Origin of the sequence: Streptomyces sp. NPDC001787, from assembly GCF_040297465.1 — a bacterium.
Classification (GTDB): domain Bacteria; phylum Actinomycetota; class Actinomycetes; order Streptomycetales; family Streptomycetaceae; genus Streptomyces.
The window spans coordinates 412,446-435,104 of sequence record NZ_JBEOZE010000004.1 but is presented as its reverse complement, the minus strand read 5'-3'; the positions used below and the strand labels follow the sequence as shown (position 1 = coordinate 435,104).

The 22,659-nt window shown below is 71.4% G+C and carries 22 protein-coding genes and 1 pseudogene; 4 read left to right on the top strand and 19 right to left on the bottom strand.

What is annotated here, in order from left to right; genetic code table 11:
• The first annotated feature begins 53 nt into the window (after positions 1–53).
• The gene (locus tag ABT170_RS08715) at positions 54–488 is read left to right on the top strand and encodes a Fur family transcriptional regulator (protein ID WP_329943949.1); all 435 of its coding nucleotides are present in this window, start codon (positions 54–56) and stop codon (positions 486–488) included.
• 126 nt (positions 489–614) lie between these two features.
• Here the strand turns inward: ABT170_RS08715 and ABT170_RS08710 are convergent, their stop codons facing one another.
• The 4 genes from ABT170_RS08710 to leuA all read right to left on the bottom strand — a co-directional run bounded on the left by ABT170_RS08710 (position 615) and on the right by leuA (position 5,014).
• Complete coding sequence (locus ABT170_RS08710; RefSeq protein WP_329943950.1) at positions 615–1,430, bottom strand: isoprenyl transferase; 816 nt, start codon at positions 1,428–1,430, stop codon at positions 615–617.
• A gap of 21 nt (positions 1,431–1,451) precedes the next feature.
• Positions 1,452–2,198 carry a DNA repair protein RecO gene (gene recO, locus ABT170_RS08705; RefSeq protein WP_329943951.1) on the bottom strand — a complete coding sequence of 249 codons (747 nt, stop codon included), beginning with the start codon at positions 2,196–2,198 and terminating at the stop codon, positions 1,452–1,454.
• A gap of 116 nt (positions 2,199–2,314) precedes the next feature.
• Positions 2,315–3,019 (bottom strand): TerB family tellurite resistance protein, encoded by a 705-nt coding sequence (locus ABT170_RS08700; RefSeq protein WP_351865220.1) that lies wholly within the window; start codon positions 3,017–3,019, stop codon positions 2,315–2,317.
• Positions 3,020–3,223: 204 nt separating this feature from the next.
• Positions 3,224–5,014, bottom strand: a complete 1,791-nt coding sequence (gene leuA / locus ABT170_RS08695) for a 2-isopropylmalate synthase (protein ID WP_329943953.1) — start codon at positions 5,012–5,014, stop codon at positions 3,224–3,226.
• Between the two features lie 293 nt (positions 5,015–5,307).
• On the opposite strand from leuA, the gene ABT170_RS08690 reads away from it, so the two are divergent.
• Together ABT170_RS08690 and ABT170_RS08685 are read left to right on the top strand one after the other, a co-directional pair.
• Entirely contained in the window at positions 5,308–6,384 is a 1,077-nt protein-coding gene (locus ABT170_RS08690) for a M4 family metallopeptidase (RefSeq protein WP_329943954.1), read from the top strand.
• A 40-nt stretch (positions 6,385–6,424) separates the two neighbouring features.
• Positions 6,425–6,691 (top strand): protealysin inhibitor emfourin, encoded by a 267-nt coding sequence (locus tag ABT170_RS08685; RefSeq protein ID WP_351865252.1) that lies wholly within the window; start codon positions 6,425–6,427, stop codon positions 6,689–6,691.
• Positions 6,692–6,756: 65 nt separating this feature from the next.
• Here the strand turns inward: ABT170_RS08685 and era are convergent, their stop codons facing one another.
• From era to ABT170_RS08635, 10 genes and pseudogenes are all read right to left on the bottom strand, one after another.
• Positions 6,757–7,731, bottom strand: a complete 975-nt coding sequence (era, locus tag ABT170_RS08680; protein ID WP_266930531.1) for a GTPase Era — start codon at positions 7,729–7,731, stop codon at positions 6,757–6,759.
• Between the two features lie 61 nt (positions 7,732–7,792).
• Positions 7,793–8,785: a WxL protein peptidoglycan domain-containing protein gene (locus ABT170_RS08675; RefSeq protein ID WP_329943955.1), complete on the bottom strand. Its 993-nt coding sequence runs from the start codon at positions 8,783–8,785 to the stop codon at positions 7,793–7,795.
• Positions 8,786–8,890: 105 nt separating this feature from the next.
• Positions 8,891–9,955 (bottom strand): WxL domain-containing protein, encoded by a 1,065-nt coding sequence (locus ABT170_RS08670; protein ID WP_502970492.1) that lies wholly within the window; start codon positions 9,953–9,955, stop codon positions 8,891–8,893.
• A 227-nt stretch (positions 9,956–10,182) separates the two neighbouring features.
• Positions 10,183–10,536: a cytidine deaminase-like protein gene (locus tag ABT170_RS08665; protein ID WP_329943956.1), complete on the bottom strand. Its 354-nt coding sequence runs from the start codon at positions 10,534–10,536 to the stop codon at positions 10,183–10,185.
• A 49-nt stretch (positions 10,537–10,585) separates the two neighbouring features.
• Positions 10,586–10,711 (bottom strand): annotated as a pseudogene (locus ABT170_RS08660) (XRE family transcriptional regulator); the annotation flags it as partial.
• A gap of 167 nt (positions 10,712–10,878) precedes the next feature.
• Positions 10,879–11,232, bottom strand: coding sequence for an MmcQ/YjbR family DNA-binding protein (locus ABT170_RS08655; RefSeq protein WP_329943957.1), 354 nt, complete (start codon positions 11,230–11,232; stop codon positions 10,879–10,881).
• The gene (locus ABT170_RS08650; protein WP_329943958.1) at positions 11,229–12,512 is read right to left on the bottom strand and encodes a hemolysin family protein; all 1,284 of its coding nucleotides are present in this window, start codon (positions 12,510–12,512) and stop codon (positions 11,229–11,231) included. The genes ABT170_RS08655 and ABT170_RS08650 overlap by 4 nt, the downstream gene beginning before the upstream one ends.
• Positions 12,509–13,006: an rRNA maturation RNase YbeY gene (gene ybeY / locus ABT170_RS08645; protein ID WP_329943959.1), complete on the bottom strand. Its 498-nt coding sequence runs from the start codon at positions 13,004–13,006 to the stop codon at positions 12,509–12,511. The genes ABT170_RS08650 and ybeY overlap by 4 nt, the downstream gene beginning before the upstream one ends.
• A gap of 12 nt (positions 13,007–13,018) precedes the next feature.
• Positions 13,019–15,112 (bottom strand): PhoH family protein, encoded by a 2,094-nt coding sequence (locus ABT170_RS08640; RefSeq protein ID WP_351865213.1) that lies wholly within the window; start codon positions 15,110–15,112, stop codon positions 13,019–13,021.
• 132 nt (positions 15,113–15,244) lie between these two features.
• Positions 15,245–16,348 carry a carbohydrate kinase family protein gene (locus ABT170_RS08635; protein WP_351865211.1) on the bottom strand — a complete coding sequence of 368 codons (1,104 nt, stop codon included), beginning with the start codon at positions 16,346–16,348 and terminating at the stop codon, positions 15,245–15,247.
• Between the two features lie 410 nt (positions 16,349–16,758).
• Between ABT170_RS08635 and ABT170_RS08630 the strand changes: the two genes are divergently transcribed.
• The gene (locus ABT170_RS08630; protein ID WP_329943962.1) at positions 16,759–18,117 is read left to right on the top strand and encodes an MFS transporter; all 1,359 of its coding nucleotides are present in this window, start codon (positions 16,759–16,761) and stop codon (positions 18,115–18,117) included.
• Here the strand turns inward: ABT170_RS08630 and ABT170_RS08625 are convergent.
• The 5 genes from ABT170_RS08625 to ABT170_RS08605 form a co-directional block, all read right to left on the bottom strand.
• Positions 18,081–19,073: an adenosine deaminase gene (locus ABT170_RS08625; protein WP_351865207.1), complete on the bottom strand. Its 993-nt coding sequence runs from the start codon at positions 19,071–19,073 to the stop codon at positions 18,081–18,083. The two genes, ABT170_RS08630 and ABT170_RS08625, sit on opposite strands and share 37 nt — an antisense overlap.
• A gap of 116 nt (positions 19,074–19,189) precedes the next feature.
• Positions 19,190–20,098 carry a ribonuclease Z gene (locus ABT170_RS08620; RefSeq protein WP_351865204.1) on the bottom strand — a complete coding sequence of 303 codons (909 nt, stop codon included), beginning with the start codon at positions 20,096–20,098 and terminating at the stop codon, positions 19,190–19,192.
• 14 nt (positions 20,099–20,112) lie between these two features.
• On the bottom strand, positions 20,113–20,472 hold the full coding sequence (locus ABT170_RS08615) for a histidine triad nucleotide-binding protein (protein ID WP_329943965.1): 360 nt from the start codon (positions 20,470–20,472) through the stop codon (positions 20,113–20,115).
• A gap of 316 nt (positions 20,473–20,788) precedes the next feature.
• The gene (locus tag ABT170_RS08610; RefSeq protein WP_351865201.1) at positions 20,789–21,535 is read right to left on the bottom strand and encodes a 16S rRNA (uracil(1498)-N(3))-methyltransferase; all 747 of its coding nucleotides are present in this window, start codon (positions 21,533–21,535) and stop codon (positions 20,789–20,791) included.
• On the bottom strand, positions 21,532–22,605 hold the full coding sequence (locus ABT170_RS08605) for a nitronate monooxygenase (RefSeq protein ID WP_351865198.1): 1,074 nt from the start codon (positions 22,603–22,605) through the stop codon (positions 21,532–21,534). The genes ABT170_RS08610 and ABT170_RS08605 overlap by 4 nt, the downstream gene beginning before the upstream one ends.
• Between the last annotated feature and the right edge of the window lie 54 nt (positions 22,606–22,659).

The following is a 22,659-nucleotide window of genomic DNA, read 5'->3' as shown; positions in this document are numbered from 1 at the left end:
GGACTGGCACAATGGCCCGACGACACATGTACGGGCGACACGAGGAGGCACCAGTGGCCACGGCGCCGATCAGTGGCACGAACGCAGCCCCGGTACGCGGCCGGTCCACCCGGCAGCGCGCAGCCGTCGCGGCGGCGCTCGACGGGGTGGACGAGTTCCGCAGCGCACAGGAGCTGCACGATGTACTCAAACACCGCGGCGACTCGGTGGGGCTGACCACGGTCTACCGCACCCTGCAGTCCCTCGCCGACGCGGGCGAGGTCGATGTGCTCCGCACGACGGAGGGCGAGTCGGTGTACCGGCGGTGCTCCACCGGCGAACACCACCACCATCTGGTGTGCCGGGTCTGCGGCAAGGCCGTCGAGGTCGAAGGACCCGCTGTGGAGCAGTGGGCCGAGACGATCGCCTCCCAGCACGGGTATGTGAACGTCGCACACACCGTGGAGATCTTCGGGACCTGCGCGGAGTGCGCGCGGGCGAAGGAGTAACGAACCGACGAGGGGCGGGTCCGGGGTGCACCACACCCCGGACCCGCCCCTTTCTGTCACTTCCGGCCCGTCACTTCGGGCCCGTCACTTCGGGCCCGTCGCCTCCGGCCCGTCACCCGTGAGGTGTCACTTCTGGGGCGTCGCCTCTTCCGCCCCGCCGAAGCGGCGGTCCCGCTGCGCGTACTCCAGGCAGGCGCGCCACAGGTCCCGGCGGTCGAAGTCCGGCCACAGGACGTCCTGGAAGACCATCTCGGCGTACGCGCTCTGCCAGATCAGGTAGTTGGACGTGCGCTGCTCGCCGCTGGGGCGTACGAAGAGGTCCACGTCCGGCATGTCCGGGTAGTAGAGGTACTTCGCGAACGTCTTCTCGTTGACCTTCGACGGGTCGAGCTTCCCGGCCGCCACGTCCTCGGCGATGCGCTGCGCGGCGTCGGCGATCTCGGCGCGACCGCCGTAGTTGACGCAGAAGTAGAGCGTCATCCTGTCGTTGTCCTCGGTCTGCTCCTGGGCGACCTGGAGTTCCTGGACCACGGACTTCCACAGCTTCGGCATCCGGCCCACCCAGCGGATGCGGATGCCCAGTTCGTCCATCTCGTCGCGGCGCCGGCGGATGACGTCCCGGTTGAAGTTCATCAGGAACTTCACCTCGTCCGGCGAGCGCTTCCAGTTCTCGGTGGAGAAGGCGTACAGCGAGAGGTTCTTGACGCCCATCTCGATACAGCCCTTGAGAACGTCCATGACGACGCCCTCACCGACCTTGTGGCCCTCCGTGCGCGGGAGACCGCGCTCCTTGGCCCAGCGGCCGTTACCGTCCATCACGACGGCGACGTGCTTGGGCACCAGTTCGCCGGGGATCTTCGGGGGCGTCGCGCCGGAGGGGTGCGGCTCGGGGGTCTTGTAGGTGCGCCGGTTTCGGCCGCCGAGGATCCCGCGTACTGCCATGAGCTTCTCAGTCTCCCTGTGTCACTTCTCTACGTACCGCAGCGAGCGCAGTCCGCGCTCCAGATGCCAGTGCAGATAGGCGGACACCAGCCCGCTCCCCTCCCTGACATGACGCGCCTCGCACGCGTCCGCCGTCTCCCAGTCACCGGTGAGCAGCGCACTCAGCAGTACGAGGGCCTCCGCCGAGGGTACGACGCTCCCGGGCACCCGGCAGTCGCCGCATATGACGCCACCCGCCGCGACGGAGAAGAACCGGTTCGGTCCGGGCATTCCGCACTTCGCGCAGTCCTCGAAGCTGGGGGCGTAGCCGTTGACCGCGAGGGAGCGCAGCAGGAACGCGTCGAGGATGAGGTGGGGTGCGTGTTCGCCCCGGGCCAGGGTGCGCAGCCCGCCGACGAGCAGCAGGTACTGCTGGACCGCGGGTTCGCCCTCGTGGTCGGTGAACCGCTCGGCGGTCTCCAGCATGGCGGTGCCCGCGGTGTAGCGGGCGTAGTCGGCGACGATGCCGCCACCGTACGGAGCGATCGTCTCGCTCTGGGTGCACAGCGGGAGGCCGCGGCCGATCAGTTCGCTGCCGCGGGCGAAGAACTGGATGTCCACATGGGAGAAGGGTTCCAGGCGGGCGCCGAACTTGGACTTGGTGCGGCGCACCCCGCGGGCGACGGCGCGGACCCGGCCGTGGCCGCGGGTCAGGATCGTGATGATCCGGTCGGCCTCGCCCAGTTTCTGTGTGCGCAGCACGACGCCGTCGTCCCGGAACAAGCTCATGGCCCCATTGTCGCCCACCCAGGAGGCGCGGCGGGCGGGCGGTGGCCGCGAAGGGGCGCGGGCGGCCCTGCGAAGGCGTGCGGGCGGCCCTGCGAGGGCGTGGACGGGGCGGGGGGTTACGAAGGCGTGCGGGCTGCGGCGGCGAGGAGACGGGCGGTGTCGTCGGCGCGGAGCTGGAGCGCGCTGCCCACCGTGGTCAGCACCTCACGCTCCGCCGGGCTGTACGGGCCGTCGGCCAGCGCGATCCTGGCGCCCTGGAGCAGCACCGATTCCCGCCCGGCGGTGGCCAGGTGCGGCGCGAGGGGGCCCAGGACCTCGTGCAGCTCGATGGCGAGGGTGGCACCGCAGGCCTCGGCCGCGGGGTCGGCGCCGGGGCCGTGCCCGGTGTCTGCGGCGAGCACCTCGACGATGGTGAAGAGCTGTTCCTGGGTGCAGTCGTCCAGCCCGGCCTCGCGCACCGTGGCGACCGCGGTGTCCAGGACCGTACGGGAGGTGGTGCCACCGGCCGCGAGGACGCCCAGCGTGACCGTGTGCACGGCCTCGCGGAGCATCGCGGAGAACCGGGTGGTGGTGGGGTGGTCGAGGCTCTCGGTGGCGAAGTGCTCCCGGCAGACGGTGCATTCGACGACGGGGCCCGCGCTGCCGCGCCGCAGCAGCGGCACACCGAGCACGGTGAAGCGCCGACGCCCGTTCAGGCGACGGTAGTTGCGGTCGCCACCGCAGCCGGGGCAGAAGAACTCGCCGTCGCCGACGGCCTCCCAGGCGGTGCGGATGCCGTAGATGAACGGCCTCAGAGCGCGTTGTCCTTTGGCTGACCGCACGTCGCACACCTCCGTAACGCTCCGGCAACATTGCCGTGTGTTGGACGTGATGTTAGCCACATGCGTGATGTGACGTCAGCCTCCGGAGGCCACAACCCCCGGATATGGCCGAACCCCGCCCACCCTGGTCGGGTGGACGGGGTTCGCGGACCATACCGTTACGGGATCAAAGCGGACTCCCGTACGGGGGGTACGGAGACGGCGTCAGCGGGCCGCGCGGTTGACCGCGGAGACGACCGCCTTGAGCGAGGCGCGCGTGGTGTTGGCGTCGATGCCGATGCCCCACAGCACCTTGCCGTCGATCGCGCACTCGATGTACGAGGCCGCCTGGGCGCTGGCGCCCTCGCTCATCGTGTGCTCGGTGTAGTCCAGGAGCCGGGCGTCGATGCCGATGGCCTGCAGCGCTTCGAAGAACGCGGAGATCGGGCCGTTGCCGGTTCCGGTGAGCACGGTGTCCGCGCCGTCGACGGTGGCCTCGACGGTCAGTGTGTCCCTGCCGTCGGTGTCGGTCACGGTCTGACCGGAGCGGATCTGTACGCGGCCCCAGGCGTTCCGCGGGTTCGGCAGGTACTCGTCCTGGAACGTGGACCAGATCTGGGCCGGGGTGACCTCGCCGCCCTCGGCGTCGGTCTTGGCCTGAATGATCCGGGAGAACTCGATCTGCATCCGGCGCGGCAGGTCCAGCTTGTGGTCGTTCTTCAGGACGTAGGCGATTCCGCCCTTGCCGGACTGCGAGTTGACCCGGATGACGGCCTCGTAGGAGCGGCCGACGTCCTTCGGGTCGATCGGCAGGTACGGCACCGCCCACTGAATGTCGTCCACGCTCCTGCCCTGGGCGGCCGCGTCGGCCTCCATGGCGTCGAAGCCCTTCTTGATGGCGTCCTGGTGGGAGCCGGAGAAGGCGGTGTAGACCAGGTCGCCCGCGTAGGGGTGGCGCGGGTGGACCTCCATCTGGTTGCAGTACTCGCTGGTGCGCCGGATCTCGTCGATCTGCGAGAAGTCGATCTGCGGGTCGACGCCCTGCGAGAACAGGTTCATGCCCAGCGTGACCAGGTCGACGTTGCCGGTGCGCTCGCCCTGTCCGAACAGGCAGCCCTCGATCCGGTCCGCGCCGGCCATGATGGCCAGCTCGGCGGCGGCGACGGCGGTGCCGCGGTCGTTGTGCGGGTGGACCGACAGACAGACGAACTCGCGGCGGGACAGGTTGCGCGACATCCACTCGAACCGGTCCGCGTGCGTGGACGGCGTCGAACGCTCCACGGTGGCGGGCAGGTTCAGGATGATCTCGCGGCCCTCCTCGGGCTGCCAGACGTCACAGACGGCCTCGCAGACCTCCAGGGCGAAGTCCAGCTCGGTGTCGGTGAAGATCTCCGGGCTGTACTGGTAGCCGAAGATCGTCTCCGGGCCCAGGATCTTCTCGGCGTACTCCATGACCAGCCGCGTGCCGTCCACGGCGATCTGCTTGACCTGCTCCTTGGAGCCGCGGAAGACCACGCGCCGGAAGGTGGGGGCGGTGGCGTTGTACAGATGGACGGTGGCCCGGCGCGCGCCGACCAGCGACTCCACCGTGCGCTCGATCAGCTCCTCGCGGGCCTGTGTCAGAACGGAGATCGTCACGTCCTCGGGGATCGCGCCCTCTTCGATGATGGAGCGGACGAACGCGAAGTCGGTCTCGCCGGAGGACGGGAAGCCGACCTCGATCTCCTTGTAGCCCATGCTCACGAGCAGGTCGAACATCTCGCGCTTGCGGGCCGGGGACATCGGGTCGATCAGCGCCTGGTTGCCGTCGCGCAGATCGGTGGACAGCCAGCGGGGCGCCACGGTGATCCGGCTGTCGGGCCAGGTGCGGTCGGGGATGTCCACGGCGTCGTAACCGGCGTACTTGTGGACCGGCATCCCGGACGGCTTCTGCAGCTGCGTCGCGTTGGTGACGGGCGTGGGGCGGCCGACGGAATTACCGGAATCGGCTTCACCGGAGATGTTCGTGGCGGTCATGGCGTAGGGCTCCTCGGGTCCGGCAAGGGGAACGGCCGACTGTGTCGCTGCAGCACCAGACTCCGCGGGGAGGGGGTCGGCCTACGACTACAGGCCCTCGCCGCGGCAGCTAAGGAGAAGCAGCCCGAAACGCATGATGCGACGAGAGTAACCGGGAGACACCCGGGGCGTCGGCCCGTATCAGTATGCGGGACCGGGCATCCATGACGGGTAAACAGTGACTCATCACTCCATTTCGTCAATCACCGTCGCAACCAGTGACAGGGCGATCACAAAGTGCCACAGTCGTTTCCATGCAGCCCCGAACCGACGACGGGTTCCGCCCCGTCTTCTGCACCATCGTGCCGCCCCACCTCCTCGACAAGCTGTCGCAGTCCGACGACCCGCTTCTCGCCGATCCGGCCCGCCGCACCCTGGAGGCCGACGGATCCCGGCGCACCCGGCGCCGGATGGCCGCGCTGGCCGCCGCCCCCGTCGCCCCGCCCACCGCGGGAGCCGTGCCCACCAAGCCCGACCGCACCGTGTACGACTGCCGCCACGGCACGAACCTGCCGGGCCACCGGGTCCGCGCCGAGGGCGGGGAGCCCACCCAGGACGCCAGCGTCAACCGCGCGTACGCAGGACTGGGTGCCACGTTCGAGCTGCTGCTCACGGCGTACGGGCGCAGCTCGATCGACGGCAAGGGCCTGCCGCTGATCGGCTCCGTGCACTACGACGAGAAGTACAACAACGCGTTCTTCGACGGCGAGCAGATGGTCTTCGGGGACGGCGACGGCGAGATCTTCCTGGACTTCACCGTCGCCATCGACGTGATCGCCCATGAGCTGGCGCACGGTCTGACGCAGTACACGGCCAATCTGACGTACGAGGGCCAGGCCGGCGCGCTCAATGAGTCGGTCTCCGATGTGTTCGGCTCGCTGGTCAAGCAGTACTCCCTGGGCCAGACCGCCGAGCAGGCCGACTGGCTGATCGGCGCCGGGCTGCTCGCGCCCCGGGTCAGCGGGGTGGCGCTGCGCTCGATGAAGGCCCCGGGAACGGCGTACGACGACGATGTGCTCGGCAAGGACCCGCAGCCCGCCTCGATGGAGGACTACATCGAGACGGACGAGGACAACGGCGGGGTGCACCTCAACTCCGGCATCCCCAACCGTGCCTTCTACCTGCTGGCCACCGCACTCGGCGGCAACGCCTGGGAGCGGGCCGGCCAGATCTGGTTCGACGTGCTGACCGGCGGTGAGCTGTCGGCCGGCGCGGACTTCGCGGAATTCGCCCGGCTGACCGTGGCGGCGACGACCGAACGCTTCGGGGAGGGCGACGAGCACGAGGCGGTTCTCAAGGCCTGGTCGGAAGTGGGCGTGCCGACCGCTTGAGTCTCTCCCCCGCCCCGGCTAGACAGGACCCATGGACCCGATGCGCATCCAGGTGAGCCGGACCGGCGGATTCGCCGGCACCGCACGGCACCGTGAGGTCGAGACCACGGGCCGGCCGGACGCGGCCGAGTGGGAGGCCCTGGCCGAGGCGGCACTCACGGGCGGCCGGGACAGCCCGCCGGCCGGAGTGCCGGACGGATTCCGGTACCGCATCACGATCGGTGACCGGACCGTGTACTGCGCTGACCCCGATCTGACCGGGGCGCAGCGCACGCTGATCTCACGCATCCTCAAGGAGGGTGCGTGAGATCGGCCCTCCGCTGACAGCGGCATGCCCGGCGGGGCCTCCCGGCGGGAGCTTCCCCGGCGGGGTCAGAACCCCAGCTTGCGCAGCTGCTTGGGGTCGCGCTGCCAGTCCTTGGCGACCTTCACATGCAGGTCCAGGAAGACCGGCGTACCGAGCAGCGCCTCGATGTGCTTGCGCGACTTGGTGCCGACTTCCTTCAGCCGCTTGCCCTTCGGGCCGATGATGATGCCCTTCTGGCTGGGGCGCTCGATGTAGACGTTCGCGTGGATGTCCAGCAGCGGCTTGTCCGCCGGGCGGTCCTCGCGCGGCAGCATCTCCTCGACGACGACCGCGATGGAGTGCGGCAGCTCGTCGCGTACGCCCTCCAGCGCGGCCTCCCGGATCAGCTCCGCGACCATGACCATCTCGGGCTCGTCGGTGAGGTCGCCCTCCGGGTAGAGCGGGGGGCTCTCCGGCAGGAGCGGGGCGATCAGGTCGGCGAGCAGGCTGACCTGCTGGTCCTTGACCGCCGAGACCGGGACGATCTCCGCCCACTCGAAGCCGAGCTCCTCACCGAGGCGGGAGACGGCGAGCAGCTGCTCGGCGAGCGCCTTGGAGTCGACCAGGTCGGTCTTGGTGATGATCGCGATCTTCGGGGTCTTCTTGATGCCCGCGAGTTCCTTGACGATGAACTTGTCGCCGGGGCCGAGCTTCTGGTCGGCGGGCAGGCAGAACCCGATGACGTCGACCTCCGCCCAGGTGGTCCGCACGACGTCGTTCAGCCGCTCGCCGAGCAGGGTGCGCGGCTTGTGGAGGCCTGGGGTGTCGACCAGGATCAGCTGCGCGTCGTCGCGGTGCACGATGCCGCGCACGGTGTGCCGTGTGGTCTGGGGACGGTTGGAGGTGATCGCCACCTTCTGACCGACGAGAGCGTTCGTGAGGGTGGACTTGCCCGCGTTGGGGCGGCCCACGAAGCAGGCGAAGCCGGCCCGGTGGGGGGCGTTGTTCTCCGCGTGCTGCGCAGCAGCTTCTGGGTTCGGTCGAGCGCTCATGGCGACCATTCTCCCCGATCCCGGCGGCCCCGCCGCACAGCGGTCCGCGGCGGGGCTTGTCGCGGACGCCTCAGGAGGTACGCGCACGGCTCCGGCGGGCCCGTGTCCACAGCCCCGCACCGGCCGCGGCGATCACGCCCAGAGCCGCCACGACCAGCCAGGGAAGCGCGAAGTACGAGGCGGTCGCGGACTCCCGCGTGTCCCGGGCGGTGGCGGTGAGGCGGACCTCACCCCATTCCAGCTGGGGCGCGCCGGCCCAGGTCTCCGTCAGCCGCACCTGCTGGCGGGGCAGCAGTTCCGAGGGAATCCGCTTCAGGTCGCGGGCGAGCAGGGTGCGGCCGAAGAGGCCCTCGGCCCTGAGGGCGACCTGGGGGTTGAGGGTGACGTTGCCGCGGTTGCGCAGGGTGTACGAGATCACGGCGCGGCTCTTCCCGGTGCCGGGGACCAGTGGCCGGCTGTGTTCGACGCGGACGTCGTCGACGGAGAGCGCGGGCATGGTGGGCCCGTTGACCCGCAGATGGATCCGGGCGCCGACGGCCTGGCGGATGCCGACGGCGACGGAGCCGTCCCCGGCGGGGTCGACCCGTTCGTCGAGGGCGACGAGGGCGCCCGGGTGGTCGCCGGGTTCGGCGTCCTCGGGGACGGTGATGGTGACCGGGAGGGTGACCGAGCCGCGCGCCTTCACGGTGACCCGGTCGCGGTCGGTCTTCGCCCAGGCGCCGATGGAGCGCTGCTTCTCGTTCTGCGCGCGGACCGCGAACCCGCCGTCACGGGCGGTGTTGTACGCGTCGGCCGCGTACAGCCGGAAGGTGAGCGGCCGGTCGGTCTTGTTGGCGACGGTGACCCGGTCGGTGAGCGTGGCGCCGGGGTCGGCGGAGAGGTAGAAGTACGGCCGCACGGCGGAACGGGAGGCGGCCGGGTAGACGGACCAGCTGCCGTTGTCGGCGGCGTGGGCGCCGGGCGCGGCGGCCGTCGGCAGGGCGACCGCGACGGCGACGGCGACCGCCAGGAGCGGCACGGAGAGCCCGCGGGCGGGAAACGTGCGTACGGAGAGCTTGCGCACTGGGCGGAACCCCCAGGGTGGTGGTGGGCTGCGGTGGGTCGCGGACGGCGGTGGACGGTCCGGGTGCGTTCCCGGGCCGCCCACCGGTGGATCAGTACCGCGCCCTCAGGTGAGGGTGAGCGTCAGCACTCCGGAGTACGCGCCGGTGGCGGTGTACGCCGGTATGTTCAGCGCGAGCCGCGCGTCGACGGTGAACTCGCCTCCGGTGAAGGCCCCGTCCGGGGTGGACGCGAGCGTGGCGCCCGCGCCGCCGACCGTGCCCGCGGAACCGGCCGCGCAGGTGCTCGGGCTGCCCGGCTTCGTCGCGCAGACCGGGGTCCAGCTCAGCGCGCCGGCGCCGACGCTCGCGCCGCCGGGGCCCCGGAAGTCGGTGACCTTGCCGGTGAGGGACCAGCCCGCGGGGCCGCCGCGGTAGTCCTCGACCGTCACCGTCCGCAGGGAGCCGCGGGAGACGCCGCCCCGGCCGAAGTCGACCGCCGACATCTCGACGGCGTCCCCGTCCTGGACCATGGAGAGCGTGCCCGCCCGCACGGACGCGGTGAGCCGCTGGCTGCCGTCGGGGGTCCCGCCGCCGCCGTCCGTGGCGGTGATCGTCAGTGCGACGGGGGCGGGCGGATCGGTCACCGTGCAGGGGGTGTCCAGCTCCATGATGTAGCTGGTGTGGATGTTGTAGTCGCCGGGCGACAGCGTGATCTCACCGGGAGCGGTGACCAGGAACGTGCCCGTCATCGAGAACGACGGGAACGCTCCCTTGCCGGGAACGGGGTCGTTCTTCTTCGGCCCGGCGACGCTGACCTCGGCGGCCTGCGCACCGGCGACGGTGACCTTCCCGCTCGGCGTCATGATGTCGGCGGGCAGCGCGAGATCGACGGGGTTGCTCGCGGCGGGCTCGGCCACGGTGTACGTCACCGTGACGGTGTCCCCCACCTTCGGCGCCGCGTTGTCGACGGTGATCCGGGCGGTGGTCGTGCCGTCGATGGCCGGGATTCCGGCGATGGGCGGCGGGATGCAGTGGGTGGGGAAGTCCACCGCCGCGGCGGCCGTCGCGGTGGCCAGCGCGGGGCTGCCGAGCGCCCCCGTCCCGGCGACGACGAGTGCGGTGACGCCCAGCGCGGCGGCCCAGCGGCGCCGTGGGGCGGGGGTTCTTCGCCTGATTGCTCGTACGAACACGGGTGCCCTCCTGCGGGATACGGCGCAGCGGCTCTTCCGCGCCGGCAGGGGGCCATTGACGGGCCCGGCCGAAAAGAAGTCAATGGAGACGAATCGCGCCGACTGATGGCCCATCAGATGCTGGCATGATCCCGTGCCTCCGCCCGGCCCCGGCGGCGCGGGCGCACATTCCGGAGCGCGGGCGCACCTCCTCAGGCGCGGCACCCGCGCGCCGCTCCCCCGCGGGGTCAGCCCGCCGACACCCTGACCCGTACGGTGCCGTCGGGTCCGGCGAGCAGTACCGGGGTGTCCGGCCCGCCCAGGTCCCGTACGGCCGCCCGGTCCGCGTCCGAAGGGGTCTCGGCGGCGGAGACGACCGCCGCGGCCTCCAGGGAGGTGGCACCGCTGGCCACGGCCATCGCGACGGCGGTCTGCAGGGCGCTCAGCTTCAGCGACTCCAGCGCCACCGTGCCCGCGACATACGTACGCCCCGTCTCGTCCCGTACGGCCGCGCCCTCCGGCACACCGTTGCGGGCGCGGGCGCTGCGTGCCAGCGTGACGATCTTGCGGTCCTCGGGGCCGAGGTCGGTGGTCTCAGTCATGGCACGAGCATACGAAGGGTGCGGTCCCGGGCGCGGCGACGGGGTGTCCTCATCCCGGGACCGGGTACATCGAGCCGCGCCGGCCCTCCGGCGAGGCCGGCCACCGGAGCTTGCGCTCCGTGCCGGTGTCCGGCGGCGGGATGTGCAGCACGATCGCCAGGTCGGGGCGGGCCGGCGGCAGGGTGCGCGGGCGGTAGGACGGCGTGCGCGGGCGGGGCGGCGTGCGCGGGGCACGCGACCACCGCGCCCGGCCGCCGCATCGCCGGACGGGCCCGGTCCGTGGCTCTCGTGCCACGGACCGGGCCCGTCCCCTGCTCTGCGTGTCCCGCCCGTCCGCCCGGTCTACGGCCGGTCCAGCCGCAGCCGTTCCGCTCTCGGCAGGCCCGCCACGACCAGGTCGTACGAGTCCTCGATCAGCTCGCGCAGCATCCGGTCCGGCACACCGGAGACCGTCACCGTGTTCCAGTGGCGCTTGTTCATGTGCCAGCCGGGCACGATCGCGGTGTGCTCCTCGCGCAGCCGTACCGCCTCGTCCGGGTCGCACTTCAGGTTGACCGTCAGCGGACGCGCGTCCAGCGTGCTCAGCGCGAACATCTTGCCGAGCACCTTGAAGACCGAGGTCTCCGGGCCGAACGGGAACTCCTCCGCGCTCGCGTTGAACTCCAGGCAGAACGCCCTCAGCCGCTCCGGTGTCATTCCGCTCGCATCCCTTCGGGCTCCACCAGCACCGTGACGATCTTGTTCCGGCGGCCCGCCGGGGACTCCGCGGTCAGCCGGAGCTTCCGTCCGTCGGGCAGGTCGACCGGCGCCGAGGCTCCGGCGATCGGGACCCGGCCGAGCGCCTTGGCGAGGAGGCCGCCGACCGTCTCCACGTCCTCGTCGTCGTACTCGTCGATCCCGAACAGGTCGCCGAGGTCGCCGATGTCCAGGCGCGCGGTCACCCGGTAGCAGCCGTTCTCCAGCTCCTGGACGGGCGGGAGTTCGCGGTCGTACTCGTCGGTGATCTCACCGACGATCTCCTCCAGGATGTCCTCGATCGTGACGATGCCCGCCGTGCCGCCGTACTCGTCGATGACGACCGCGACATGGCTGCGCTCCTGCTGCATCTCCCGCAGCAGGTCCCCGGCGTTCTTCGTGTCCGGCACGAACGCCGCGGGCCGCATCGCCGTGGAGACCTGATCGGCCTCCGACTCCCGGTTGATGTGCGTCTTGCGGACCAGGTCCTTGAGGTAGACGATGCCGACGATGTCGTCCTCGTTCTCCCCGGTGACCGGGATCCGCGAGAAACCGGAACGCAGGGCGAGCGTCAGGGCCTGACGGATCGTCTTGTAGCGCTCGATGCAGACCAGGTCGGTGCGCGGCACCATGACCTCGCGTACGAGAGTGTCGCCGAGCTCGAAGACCGAGTGCACCATGCGGCGCTCGTCGTCCTCGATCAGCGACTCCGCCTCCGCGAGGTCGACCATCGCCCGCAGTTCGGCCTCACTGGCGAACGGGCCCTTGCGGAAGCCCTTGCCGGGCGTCAGCGCGTTGCCGAGGAGGATCAGCAGCTGGGGAATCGGGCCCATCACCCTGGCCAGCGGCAGCAGGACGTACGCCGCCGCCGTCGCCGTGTTCAGCGGGTGCTGACGGCCGATGGTGCGCGGGGAGACCCCGATGGCGACATAACTGACCAGGACCATCACCCCCATGGCGACGGCCAGGGCCTCCCAGGTCTCCGGGAATTCCTTCAGGCAGGCGTAGGTGACCAGCACCCCGGCCGACATCTCGCAGGCCACCCGCACCAGCAGGGCGACATTGAGATAGCGGGTCGGGTCGGCCGCGACCTGGGCCAGCTTGGCGCTGCCGCGCCGACCCGCCCGGACCGCCTCCGCAGCCCGGAAGCTGGAGGTGCGGGCGATGCCCGCCTCCGCGCAGGCCGCCAGCCAGCCGCCGACGACCAGCAGTACGGCGCCGGTGATGAGTGGGACGCTCACGAGACGGTGGGGGCGGGCGACGCGCCGGTGAGCCCGCGCTCACCGCGCCAGCCGTCGACGATGGCCGCCTGAAGGCCGAACATCTCGGCCTTCTCGTCCGGCTCCTCGTGGTCGTAGCCCAGCAGATGCAGCACTCCATGGACGGTGAGGAGCTGGAGCTCCTCGTCCATGGAGTGCTGTGTCTCCGCCTCTTCGCCCTGCTTCTTCGCGACCTCCGGGCAGAGCACGATGTCGCCGAGGAGCCCCTGCGGGGGCTCCGCGTCGTCCTTGGCCGGCGGACGCAGTTCGTCCATCGGGAAGGACATGACATCCGTCGGACCGGGGAGGTCCATCCACTGGATGTGGAGCTGCTCCATGGCATCGGTGTCCACCACGATCACCGAGAGCTCGGACAGCGGGTGGATCCGCATCCGGGCGAGTGCGTAGCGGGCGATGTCGAGGATCGCCTGCTCGTCGACCTCGGTTCCGGACTCGTTGTTGACATCGATCGACATGGTGCGCTGCGACTACTTCCCGTTGTGGCTGTCTCGGCTGTCGTACTTCTCGTACGCGTCGACGATACGGCCGACCAGCTTGTGCCGGACGACATCCTGGGAGGTGAGCCGGGAGAAGTGCACGTCCGGGACGTCCTCCAGGATGTCCTGGACCTGCCGCAGACCGCTCTTCGTGCCGCTCGGCAGGTCGACCTGGGTGACGTCACCCGTGACGACGATCTTCGAGTCGAAGCCGAGCCGGGTCAGGAACATCTTCATCTGCTCGGCGCTGGTGTTCTGCGCCTCGTCGAGAATGATGAAGGCGTCATTGAGGGTGTTGTGCGTCAGCAGGTAGTCCTGCGTGACATAGAGCGAGTCCTCGGCCGCCACCTGGATGCAGACGGCCTCCTCACGGCCCGCCGGCTCGATGCTGTCGATGAAGCGCATGGGCTGTCCGCCGCCCCCGGCAGCGTGGTACTTCTCCGCCTTGCGGGCGAGACGGAAGGGCTCGATGCCCTCGGGAAGGCGGATGTCGATGACATGGGCGTCGTAGCGGTGGTGCGTCTCCCCTCCACCGGCGGGCCCCGGTACCCGCCCTTCGGCGGCCCGGCGGGTGGACGCGACACCGCCCAGCGAACGCACGAGGGCGATCACATCGTCACGCAGCACGATCGACGCCGTCGTGTACTGGACACGGCAGGTGCGGTCCTCCTGCGGGACCGGACCGCCGTCGGCGTCGAGAAGGCCCTGGAGCAGTGCGAGCCGCACCTCGGCGGAGTTGTGCAGATAGCCGTCCGGGACGAACGTGGAGTGCGCCCGGGTCCCGAGGAGGTCCAGCTGCCGCAGGACCCGGGTGACCGGGTTGTCCAGCGTGACCACGTCGCCCGGCTCCTCGATCCGGTTCAGCGCGTCGCCCGGCCCGTCCCGGTGCCGCAGGGTGACGCCGGGGAGAGCGCCCTCCAGCGCTTCGGCCGGCTCCGTGTCCGCCGTGACGAACGAGGGCGTGGTGGATCCGGTCAGGCATCCGCCGCCGAGCAGCAGCCCCAGCGCGTACGGGTCCATCGGGACCTCGCGCTCCGGGAGGCTCACCGGTGCGGTCAGCATCGGCAGCTCGTAGCGGAGGGCGTGCCCGGCGCGGACGTTGCCGATCATCTCCTTGGTCTCCAGGACCCGCCACGGCTCGTCACCGCGGCGGTCGGAGGCCGCACGGACCGTCCACAGGTGTTCGCCGCAGCACAGGGTCCAGGACCCGTCCTGGGCGCTGACGCGGTAGATGTCCTTCTCACCCTGCGGGTAGACGCCGAGGACCGGGGTCGGCTCACCGTTGGAGCCGATGACCAGGTCGCCCACCCGAAGGCTTCCGATGGGGCGCCAGCCGTCCGGTGTGAGGACGTTGGTGAAGACCGGCTGCGCGCGCCCACGCATATAGGCCAGCGGCGCCACCTCGATCGTGCCCGCCGCCATCAGCCGCGGGATCGAGTCGGGGTCGAGCATGTCGTGCAGGGCGTCGTAGAGCGGGCGCAGATACGGGTCGATCTTGTCGAAGAGCGTGCCGGGCAGGAAGCCGAGCCGCTCCCCCGCCTCGACGGCGGGCCGGGTCAGGATGATCCGGCTGACCTGCTTGGACTGGAGGGCCTGGACCGCCTTCGCCATGGCGAGGTACGTCTTGCCCGTACCGGCGGGACCGATGCCGAAGACGATCGTGTGCTTGTCGATCGCGTCGACGTACCGCTTCTGGTTGAGGGTCTTGGGGCGGATGGTGCGGCCGCGGCTGGAGAGGATGTTCTGGGTGAGCACCTCGGCGGGTGTCTCGCCCTGGGGGTCTCCCTGTCCGTTGCCGCTCGCCCGGAGCATGGCGATCGACCGTTCCACTGCGTCCTCCGTCATCGGCTGCCCGGTGCGAAGCACCAGCATCATCTCGTCGAACAAGCGCTGGATCAGGGCGACATCGGCCGCCTCGCCCGTGGCACTGATCTCATTGCCCCGGACATGGATGTCGGCCGCCGGGAACGCCGTTTCGATCACGCGCAGCAGCGAGTCGCCCGATCCCAGGAGCATCACCATGGGGTGTGCGGCCGGAATCCTGATCTGGGCACGCGCCTGCGGCTGTGTGGGTGTCTGAGTCATGGGCCGGCCCTCGGGCCTGCGCATACCTCCCGTTGCAGGGTTCTCGCTGCTCGACAACCTCTGGATTACCAAGCCTACGACTCACCACCGACAACACCGAGAGGTTTTACCGCGCGTGGGAGGAGCGCCGGTTCACTGACGGAAGCCGATCGTCGGAACCGCCCGGCGCAGCGGCCAGGCGCGGGTGGCCGCGGGCAGCAGTTCCTCAAGGAAGGCGTACCGCTCCAGCGCGACCGGGTCCTGGTCGGCGCAGGTGCGCACCTGCTGCCACCACGCGGCGACCTCCGCCCAGCCCGGCGCGGACAGTGAGCCGCCGAACTCCTGGACCGAGAGGGCCGCGGTCAGCCCGGCGAAGGCCAGCCGGTCGGCCAGCGGCCAGTCGGCGAGGGTCCCGGTGACGAATCCGGCGACGAAGACGTCACCGGCCCCGGTCGGGTCGAGCGCGGCCACGGCGATGGCGGGCACCTCGGCGGCGGTGCCGGTCCGCGCGTCGATGGCGTAGGCGCCCTCCGCCCCCAGGGTGACCACGGCCAGGGGTACGCGTTCGGCGAGGGCGCGGGCGGCGGCGCGCGGGCAGTCGGTGCGGGTGTAGCGCATCGCCTCCTCGGCGTTGGGCAGGAAGGCCTCGCAGTGCTCCAGGTCGGGCAGGCTGTCCAGGTCCCAGCGGCCGGTCTCGTCCCAGCCGACGTCGGCGAAGATCCGGGCGCCGTGCCGGGCGGCGGCGGCCACCCAGGGTTCGCCGCGGCCCGGGGTGAGTGAGGCGACGGCGGCTCTGGCGCGCGGCGGGCAGTGCGGGAACGTCCGGCCGGGCACGGTGGCCGCGGCGGGGGCCGGGGCCTCGTGGCCGTGCGAGACCATCGTCCGCTCGCCCTCGTAGGCCATGGAGACGGTGACCGGCGAGTGCCAGCCCGGGACGGTGTGCGACATCGACAGGTCGATGCCCTCGCCCTGTTCGAGGGCGTCCCAGCAGTACTCCCCGTAGTGGTCGTCGCCGAAGGCCGCGGCCAGTGATGTGCGCAGCCCGAGCCGGGCGAGGGCGGTGGCCATGTTGGCCACGCCACCGGGGCTGGAGCCCATGCCGCGCGCCCAGGACTCGGTGCCGCGCACCGGGGCGCTGTCCAGCCCGGTGAAGATGATGTCGAGGAAGACCGTGCCGGTCAGGAAGACGTCGCAGGCGGGATCCTGCGGGGCGCGGAGCGCCAGCAGCGGGTCGATGCCTGGAATATCTGTGCTCACCGTGCGCTCCCCGGCCGTGGCGGATCTGGTCGCTGCGATTACCTGTGCGATCCGGCCAGTGTGCCCGATTCGCTCCTGTGAGCGGAGCGTCCGCGCCGCACTGCTCACGGCAACCCTGACCTGCATAAACATGCGCTGTTACCCGGCCCGGAAACGCATAAACACATATGTGACTCAGATCACATCGAAGTGGCTTTCGGTCGACTGGGAGCACTTGATACAAATTGGCCCGCGAGCACCGTTGGCGTCTGATTACCGACGAGTGCCCCATCTCCGCTCATTCCCCGCGTTGCCCTCCCCTGCTCCACCTCTGTCTTCACCCCTCGGCTCCGCCGTCGCGCTCCACCTCTGTGTCTTCACCCTCCCCGTATCGCCTCCCTGCCTTCTCAGGCATGTCTTCAGGAACGCCCATGTCCTCGCGCCCTCGCGCCGCGTGGCCCCTGGTCGCCGTGTTCACCGCCGGTTACCTCGCCGCCTATCTGCTCCCCACCATCGTCGGCCGGCTCAGCGTCTACCTGGGCCTGAGTGCCGCCCAGGCCGGCCTGGTCGGCAGTGCGCTGCTGCTGAGTTCGGCCTCCGCCGGTTTCACCCTGGCGGGCCGCGTCGAGCGGTGGGGGGCGCGGAGACCGGCGCGTATCGGACTGGTCCTGGCGATGGCGGGATTCGGCTGCGCCGCGCTGGCCGGGTCCGTCCCGCTGGTGGTCCTGGGCGCGATGGTCGGCGGGCTCGGCTCCGGTACGGCGACCGCGGTCGCCGCGGCCGGGATCGCCGCCCAGCGCGACCCGCACCGGACCTCGTCGCTCGGGCTGCTCACCGTCTCCGCCACCGCGGGCGCCCTCTATCTGACGATCCCGCACCTGGGCGGCGGTCACCGGCTGCCGTTCGCCTCGATCGCACTGGTCGCCCTGCTCGTCTGGCCCGCCACCGCCCGGCTCGGCGGCGACACGGCCGAGCTGAGCCCGGCACAGACCTCGGGGCGGCTGCCGCACCGGCGCTCCGGACTGGTGCTGGCGGGCGGCATGCTCATCTGGTCCATGGCGCAGAACGCCCTGTGGGGAGTGAGCAGCCGGATCGGTGTCGCGCAGGTGGGGCTGTCCGAGGTCACGGTCGGCGCGGTGTTCGCCGCCGCGCTCGGTGCGGGACTGCTCGGGGTGATGGGAGCCGGAGTGCTGGGGGCCCGGCTCGGCCGCGCGGTGCCGATCGGTCTCGGCACGATGATCATCGCGATGAGCATCGTGCTCAGCTCCTCGGCGCGGGACCTCGGTTCGTTCGCGGCCGGCGAGATCCTGTGGAACACCTTCTACCCGGTGGTCCTGTCGTATCTGATCGGCCTCGCCGCGTCCCTGGACGTGCGCGGGCGCTGGGCGGTCCTCGCGGGCTCCGCCTCCTCGGTCGGGGTGGCCTGCGGCCCGCTCCTGGGCAGCGTGCTCTCCGAACAGGCCGGGTACGCGGTGATGGGTCTGATCCTGGGGGCGGCCACGCTCCTGGTGGCCGCCCCGGTCACCGCCGTCGCGCTGCACACCGGTGGACGTCCGCTGGTGCCCGGTTCGGTCCGGCGGCGCGGCGGTGCCCCGGCGGCCCTGCTCGCCGCGACCACCGGTGGCCTGCCCGGCGCCGTGCCCAAGCTCGGCTCACCGGAACAGGCCGTCACGGAGATCGCGGTGCCCGCCCTGCGCCGCAGACGCCTGGGCCGCAACGCGTTCCGCGCGGCCGGTCCGGCGGGCGGTTCGGGTCAGTCGAACGCGTACGCCTCGACCTCGGAGAGGTAACGCGCCCTGCGCTCCTCGTCGTGGTCGAGGAAGGCCGCCTCGAAGGAGTTGCGGGCCAGCGTGCGCAGGTGCTCGTTGTCCAGGGCGAGCGCCTCGTGGACCGCGTGGAAGGTGTCTCCGACGTACCCGCCGAAGTAGGCGGGGTCGTCGGAGTTCACCGTGCAGAGCAGCCCGGCGTCCATCATGGCCCGCAGGGGGTGCTCCTCCAGGAGGTCGATCGCGCGCAGCCGTACGTTGGACAGCGGGCAGAGCGTGAGCGGCACCCGGTCCGCGGCCAGCCGCCGCACCAGCTCCGGGTCCTCCATGCAGCGCAGACCGTGGTCGACGCGCTCGACGCCGAGGATGTCCAGGGCCTCCCGGATGTACTCCGGCGGGCCCTCCTCCCCCGCGTGGGCGACCTTGCGCAGCCCGAGGGCTCCGGCGGCCTCGTAGACCTCGCGGAACTTGGCGGGCGGGTGGCCGGCCTCCGCGGAGTCCAGGCCGACGGCGCTGATCCGGTGCAGATAGGGCTTCGCGGCCTCCAGGGTCTCCAGTGCCGACGCGGCGGACAGGTCGCGCAGGAAGCACAGGATCAGCTGGGTGGAGATGCCGTGCGTCTCCTCGCTGCGCTCCAGCGCCCTGCCGAGGCCCTCGATCACGGTCCCGATCGGGACACCGCGCGCGGTGTGCGCCTGCGGGTCGAAGAAGATCTCCGCGTGCCGGACGCCCTGGGCGGCGGCTCGGGTGAGGTAGGCGTCGGCGAGCTCGGTGAAGTCGTCCTCGGTCCGCAGCACCGCCATCAGCGCGTGGTAGAGGTCGAGGAAGCTCTGGAGGTCATCGAAGAGGTAGGCGGTGCGCAGCTCTTCCGTGGTGGCGTACGGCAGCCGTACCCCGTTGCGTTCGGCGAGCGCGAAGGCCAGCTCGGGTTCGAGGGTGCCTTCGATGTGGAGGTGGAGTTCTGCCTTGGGGAGGTGCACGTCGTCTCGCTCACAAATGGTGGTGCTGATGTGTTCCGGGGACCGGGGGCGCCGGACTGTGTTCCGGGCCGGGTTCCGGGGCGCCGGGCCGTGGTCCGGAGGTGCCGGGCCGTGGTTCAGAGGTGCCGGGTGGGCACCGGGACCCTGATCAGGTCCCGGGCGACGGTCAGTTCGCCCTCGAACCCGGCGGCGCGGGCCTGGGTCTCGAAGAGCCCGGGGTCGTTGTACCGCTGCGAGAAGTGGGTCAGCACCAGGTGCCGTACGCCCGCTTCCTTCGCGACCCGGGCCGCCTGCCCGGCGGTCAGGTGGCCGTGGTCGGTGGCGAGCCGTTCGTCCTCGTCGAGGAAGGTCGACTCGATGACCAGCATGTCGCAGCCCTCGGCGAGCGTGTACACGCCGTCGCAGAGCCTGGTGTCCATGATGAACGCGACCCGCTGTCCGCGCCTGTGCTCGGAGACCTGGTCGAGGGTGACCGCGCCGAGTGCCCCCTCGCGCTGGATCCGGCCGACGTCCGGGCCGCGGATGCCGTGCTCGGCGAGCCTGTCGGGCAGCATGCGCCGGGTGTCGGGTTCGGTCAGGCGGTAGCCGTAGGACTCGACGGGGTGCGAGAGCCGGTGGCTGTCCAGGGTGTACGAGTCGGTGGTGGCCAGCACCCCGTCGGTGGCGACCGGGGCCTCGGTCAGCCGGACGGACTCGCGGTAGGCGGTCGCGTACCGCAGCCGCTCGAAGAAGTGCTGCCCGCTCGCCGGGTAGTGCGCGGTGACGGGGTGCGGGACCTGGTCGAGGTTGATCCGCTGGATCACTCCGGCCAGGCCCAGCGAGTGGTCGCCGTGGAAGTGCGTGACGCAGATGCGGTTGATGTCGTGCGCGGCGACACCGGCCCGGAGCATCTGGCGCTGGGTCCCCTCGCCGGGATCGAAGAGGATGCCCTCACCGTCCCAGCGCAGCAGATAGCCGTTGTGGTTGCGGTGCCGGGTGGGGACCTGGCTGGCGGTGCCGAGCACCACCAGTTCTCGTGCGGACATGGTGGGTGTATCCGTTATCCGGGGGGCCACTGGAGGCCGCGGCCTCCCAGTACGTGCGCGTGCGCGTGGAAGACGGTCTGGCCGGCGCCGGAGCCGGTGTTGAGGACCAGGCGGTAGCCGGTGCCGTCGATCTTCTCGTCGGCGGCGACCGCTCCGGCCTCGCGCAGCACGTCCGCGGCGATCTTCGGTTCGGCGGCGGCGAGCGAGGCGGCGTCCGGGTAGTGCAGCTTGGGGATGACCAGGACGTGCGTCGGGGCCTGCGGGTTGATGTCGCGGAAGGCGACGGTCGTGTCGCTCTCGCGGACGATGGTCGCCGGGATGTCTCCCGAGACGATCTTGCAGAACAGGCAGTCGGTCTGCGGCTCTCCCGCCATGGCCGGGCCTCCTCGCTCGTCGGTGATCGGTACACGCGCATGCTATCGGGCCCCGGCCCGCCCAAGGGGTCCGCGGCCGGTCGAACCGGATCGTCCGCGGCCCTCCGGTCGGACCCGGGGGCGGGGCCTCCGCCGCCTTCCCGCCGGACGGTGCCGCGGAGGTACGTCGCCGGGCGCCGCGTCGAGCGCGGTGCGCGGGCTCATGATCAGAGGCGGCCCATGACATGACGTCACCCTGCGTAACGCGTCTGACAGTCCGTCGCCGGCCGGGTCCGGCCCGGTCCCCGAAGCACCCGGACTCCGCCCTTCCGGAACCTCAGCCCCAGCGTCCGGTGCGGCCCAGCAGCAGGGCCGCCGCCGCCGTCCCCGCGGTGGAGGTGCGCAGCACGCTGCGGCCCAGCCGGCAGGTCCGCGCGCCCGCCTCGGCGAAGGCCGCGAGTTCCTGTGGCGAGACGCCGCCCTCGGGGCCGACGACGAGCACGATCTCACCGCGCGCCGGGAGTTCGGCGGTGGCGAGCGGTTCGCTGTCGCAGTCGCGGTCCTCGTGCAGCACGCCCGCGAAGTCCGCCGCGGCCAGCAGCGCGGCGACCTGCTTGGTCGTCATCGCCTCCGCGACCTCGGGGAACCGGACCCGCCGGGACTGCTTCCCCGCCTCCCGCGCCGTACTGCGCCACTTCGCCAGGGACTTGAGGCCGCGGTCGCCCTTCCACTGCGTGATGCAGCGGGCGGCCTGCCACGGGACGATCGCGTCGACGCCCGTCTCCGTCATGGTCTCCACGGCGACCTCGCCGCGGTCGCCCTTGGGGAGCGCCTGGACCACGGTGATACGGGGACTGGGCACGGGGTCCTCGTGGACCGTCGCGAGGTCCGTCACCAGGAGCCGGTCCTTGCCCTCGGCGGCCCGTACGACGCCCTCCGCCCACCGGCCCAGACCGTCCGTCAGGACGACGTCCTCCCCGGCGTGCAGCCGCTTCACGGAGACGGCGTGCCGCCCCTCGGGACCGTCCAGGACGAACTCGGGCCCGCTGGGCATCCGTTCGACGACGAAGACCGGTGCCGTCACTCGGCACTCCTTCCGCTCACCGCCACCCGGGCGGCTTCCAGTTCGGCGGCGAGCAGTTCGATCAGCTCCCCGGCGGGCAGCTCGCGTGCCATCCGGTGTCCTTGCCCGGCCCACAGTGCCATGCCCTGGGCGTCGCCGGTCCGGGCCGCCGCCTTGCGCAGCCCGCTGGTCACATAGTGCACCTGCGGGTAGGCGGCGGGGGCGTAGGGGCCGTGCTCGGTGATGAAGCGGTTGACCAGCCCGCGGGCGGGACGGCCGGAGAAGGCCCGGGTCAGGGCCGTCCGGACGAACAGCGGGTTGGTCAGGGACTGCTTGTGCACCGGATGCGCCCCGGACTCGGGGCAGACGAGGAAGGCCGTACCGAGCTGCGCCGCGTCCGCCCCGGCCGCGAGCGCCCCGGCGATCTGGGAGCCGCGCATCATCCCGCCCGCCGCGATGACCGGCAGCTGCACGGTCTCGCGGACCTGGGTGACGAGGGAGAGCAGCCCGATGCCGGTGTTGTCGGCCTGCGGGTCGTCGCGGTGTGTGGACTGGTGGCCGCCCGCCTCGACGCCCTGGACGCAAAGGGCGTCGGCGCCCGCCCACTGGGCGCACTGCGCCTCCTCGGCGCTGGTGACCGTCACGATGGTGTACGTGCCCGCCTTGGCGAAGGCGTCCAGGGTGTCGCGGGTGGGGCAGCCGAAGGTGAAGGAGACCGCGGGGACCGGGTCCTCCAGGAGGATCGCGACCTTGGCCTCGTAGCCGTCGTCGCCGCTGGTGTCCGGGTCGCCGAGCGGGGTCTCGTACCAGAGGACCTCACCGGCGAGCTGTTGGCAGTAGACCTCGACGGCGCTCGGATCGGCGAGCGCGGGCTGCGGCATGAAGAGGTTGACGCCGAACGGCCGTCCGGTCAGTCTGCGGACGTGCTTGATCTCGTTGTACATGCCGTCCGTCGTCTTGTACCCGGCGGCGAGGAAGCCCAGCGCGCCGGCTTCGGCGACGGCGCCGACGAGTTCCGGGGACGAGACGCCGCCCGCCATCGGGGCCTGCACGATCGGATACCGGCAGAGATCGGTCAACTCGGAGGACATGACCGCATCGTGCCATGTCCGGCGCACAGTGCCGAATCAGCCATGGGGCAGCGT

Bases quoted from the DNA above. Each gene is read 5' to 3' on its own strand.
- ABT170_RS08710 (WP_329943950.1), bottom strand. From the start codon at position 1,430: ATGGCAGTACGCGGGATCCTCGGCGGCCGAAACCGGCGCACCTACAAG.
- recO (WP_329943951.1), bottom strand. From the start codon at position 2,198: ATGAGCTTGTTCCGGGACGACGGCGTCGTGCTGCGCACACAGAAACTG.
- leuA (WP_329943953.1), bottom strand. From the start codon at position 5,014: ATGACCGCCACGAACATCTCCGGTGAAGCCGATTCCGGTAATTCCGTC.
- ABT170_RS08690 (WP_329943954.1), top strand. From the start codon at position 5,308: ATGCAGCCCCGAACCGACGACGGGTTCCGCCCCGTCTTCTGCACCATC.
- ABT170_RS08685 (WP_351865252.1), top strand. From the start codon at position 6,425: ATGCGCATCCAGGTGAGCCGGACCGGCGGATTCGCCGGCACCGCACGG.
- era (WP_266930531.1), bottom strand. From the start codon at position 7,731: ATGGTCGCCATGAGCGCTCGACCGAACCCAGAAGCTGCTGCGCAGCAC.
- ABT170_RS08665 (WP_329943956.1), bottom strand. From the start codon at position 10,536: ATGACTGAGACCACCGACCTCGGCCCCGAGGACCGCAAGATCGTCACG.
- ABT170_RS08655 (WP_329943957.1), bottom strand. From the start codon at position 11,232: ATGACACCGGAGCGGCTGAGGGCGTTCTGCCTGGAGTTCAACGCGAGC.
- ybeY (WP_329943959.1), bottom strand. From the start codon at position 13,006: ATGTCGATCGATGTCAACAACGAGTCCGGAACCGAGGTCGACGAGCAG.
- ABT170_RS08640 (WP_351865213.1), bottom strand. From the start codon at position 15,112: ATGACTCAGACACCCACACAGCCGCAGGCGCGTGCCCAGATCAGGATT.
- ABT170_RS08630 (WP_329943962.1), top strand. From the start codon at position 16,759: ATGTCCTCGCGCCCTCGCGCCGCGTGGCCCCTGGTCGCCGTGTTCACC.
- ABT170_RS08620 (WP_351865204.1), bottom strand. From the start codon at position 20,098: ATGTCCGCACGAGAACTGGTGGTGCTCGGCACCGCCAGCCAGGTCCCC.
- ABT170_RS08615 (WP_329943965.1), bottom strand. From the start codon at position 20,472: ATGGCGGGAGAGCCGCAGACCGACTGCCTGTTCTGCAAGATCGTCTCG.
- ABT170_RS08605 (WP_351865198.1), bottom strand. From the start codon at position 22,605: ATGTCCTCCGAGTTGACCGATCTCTGCCGGTATCCGATCGTGCAGGCC.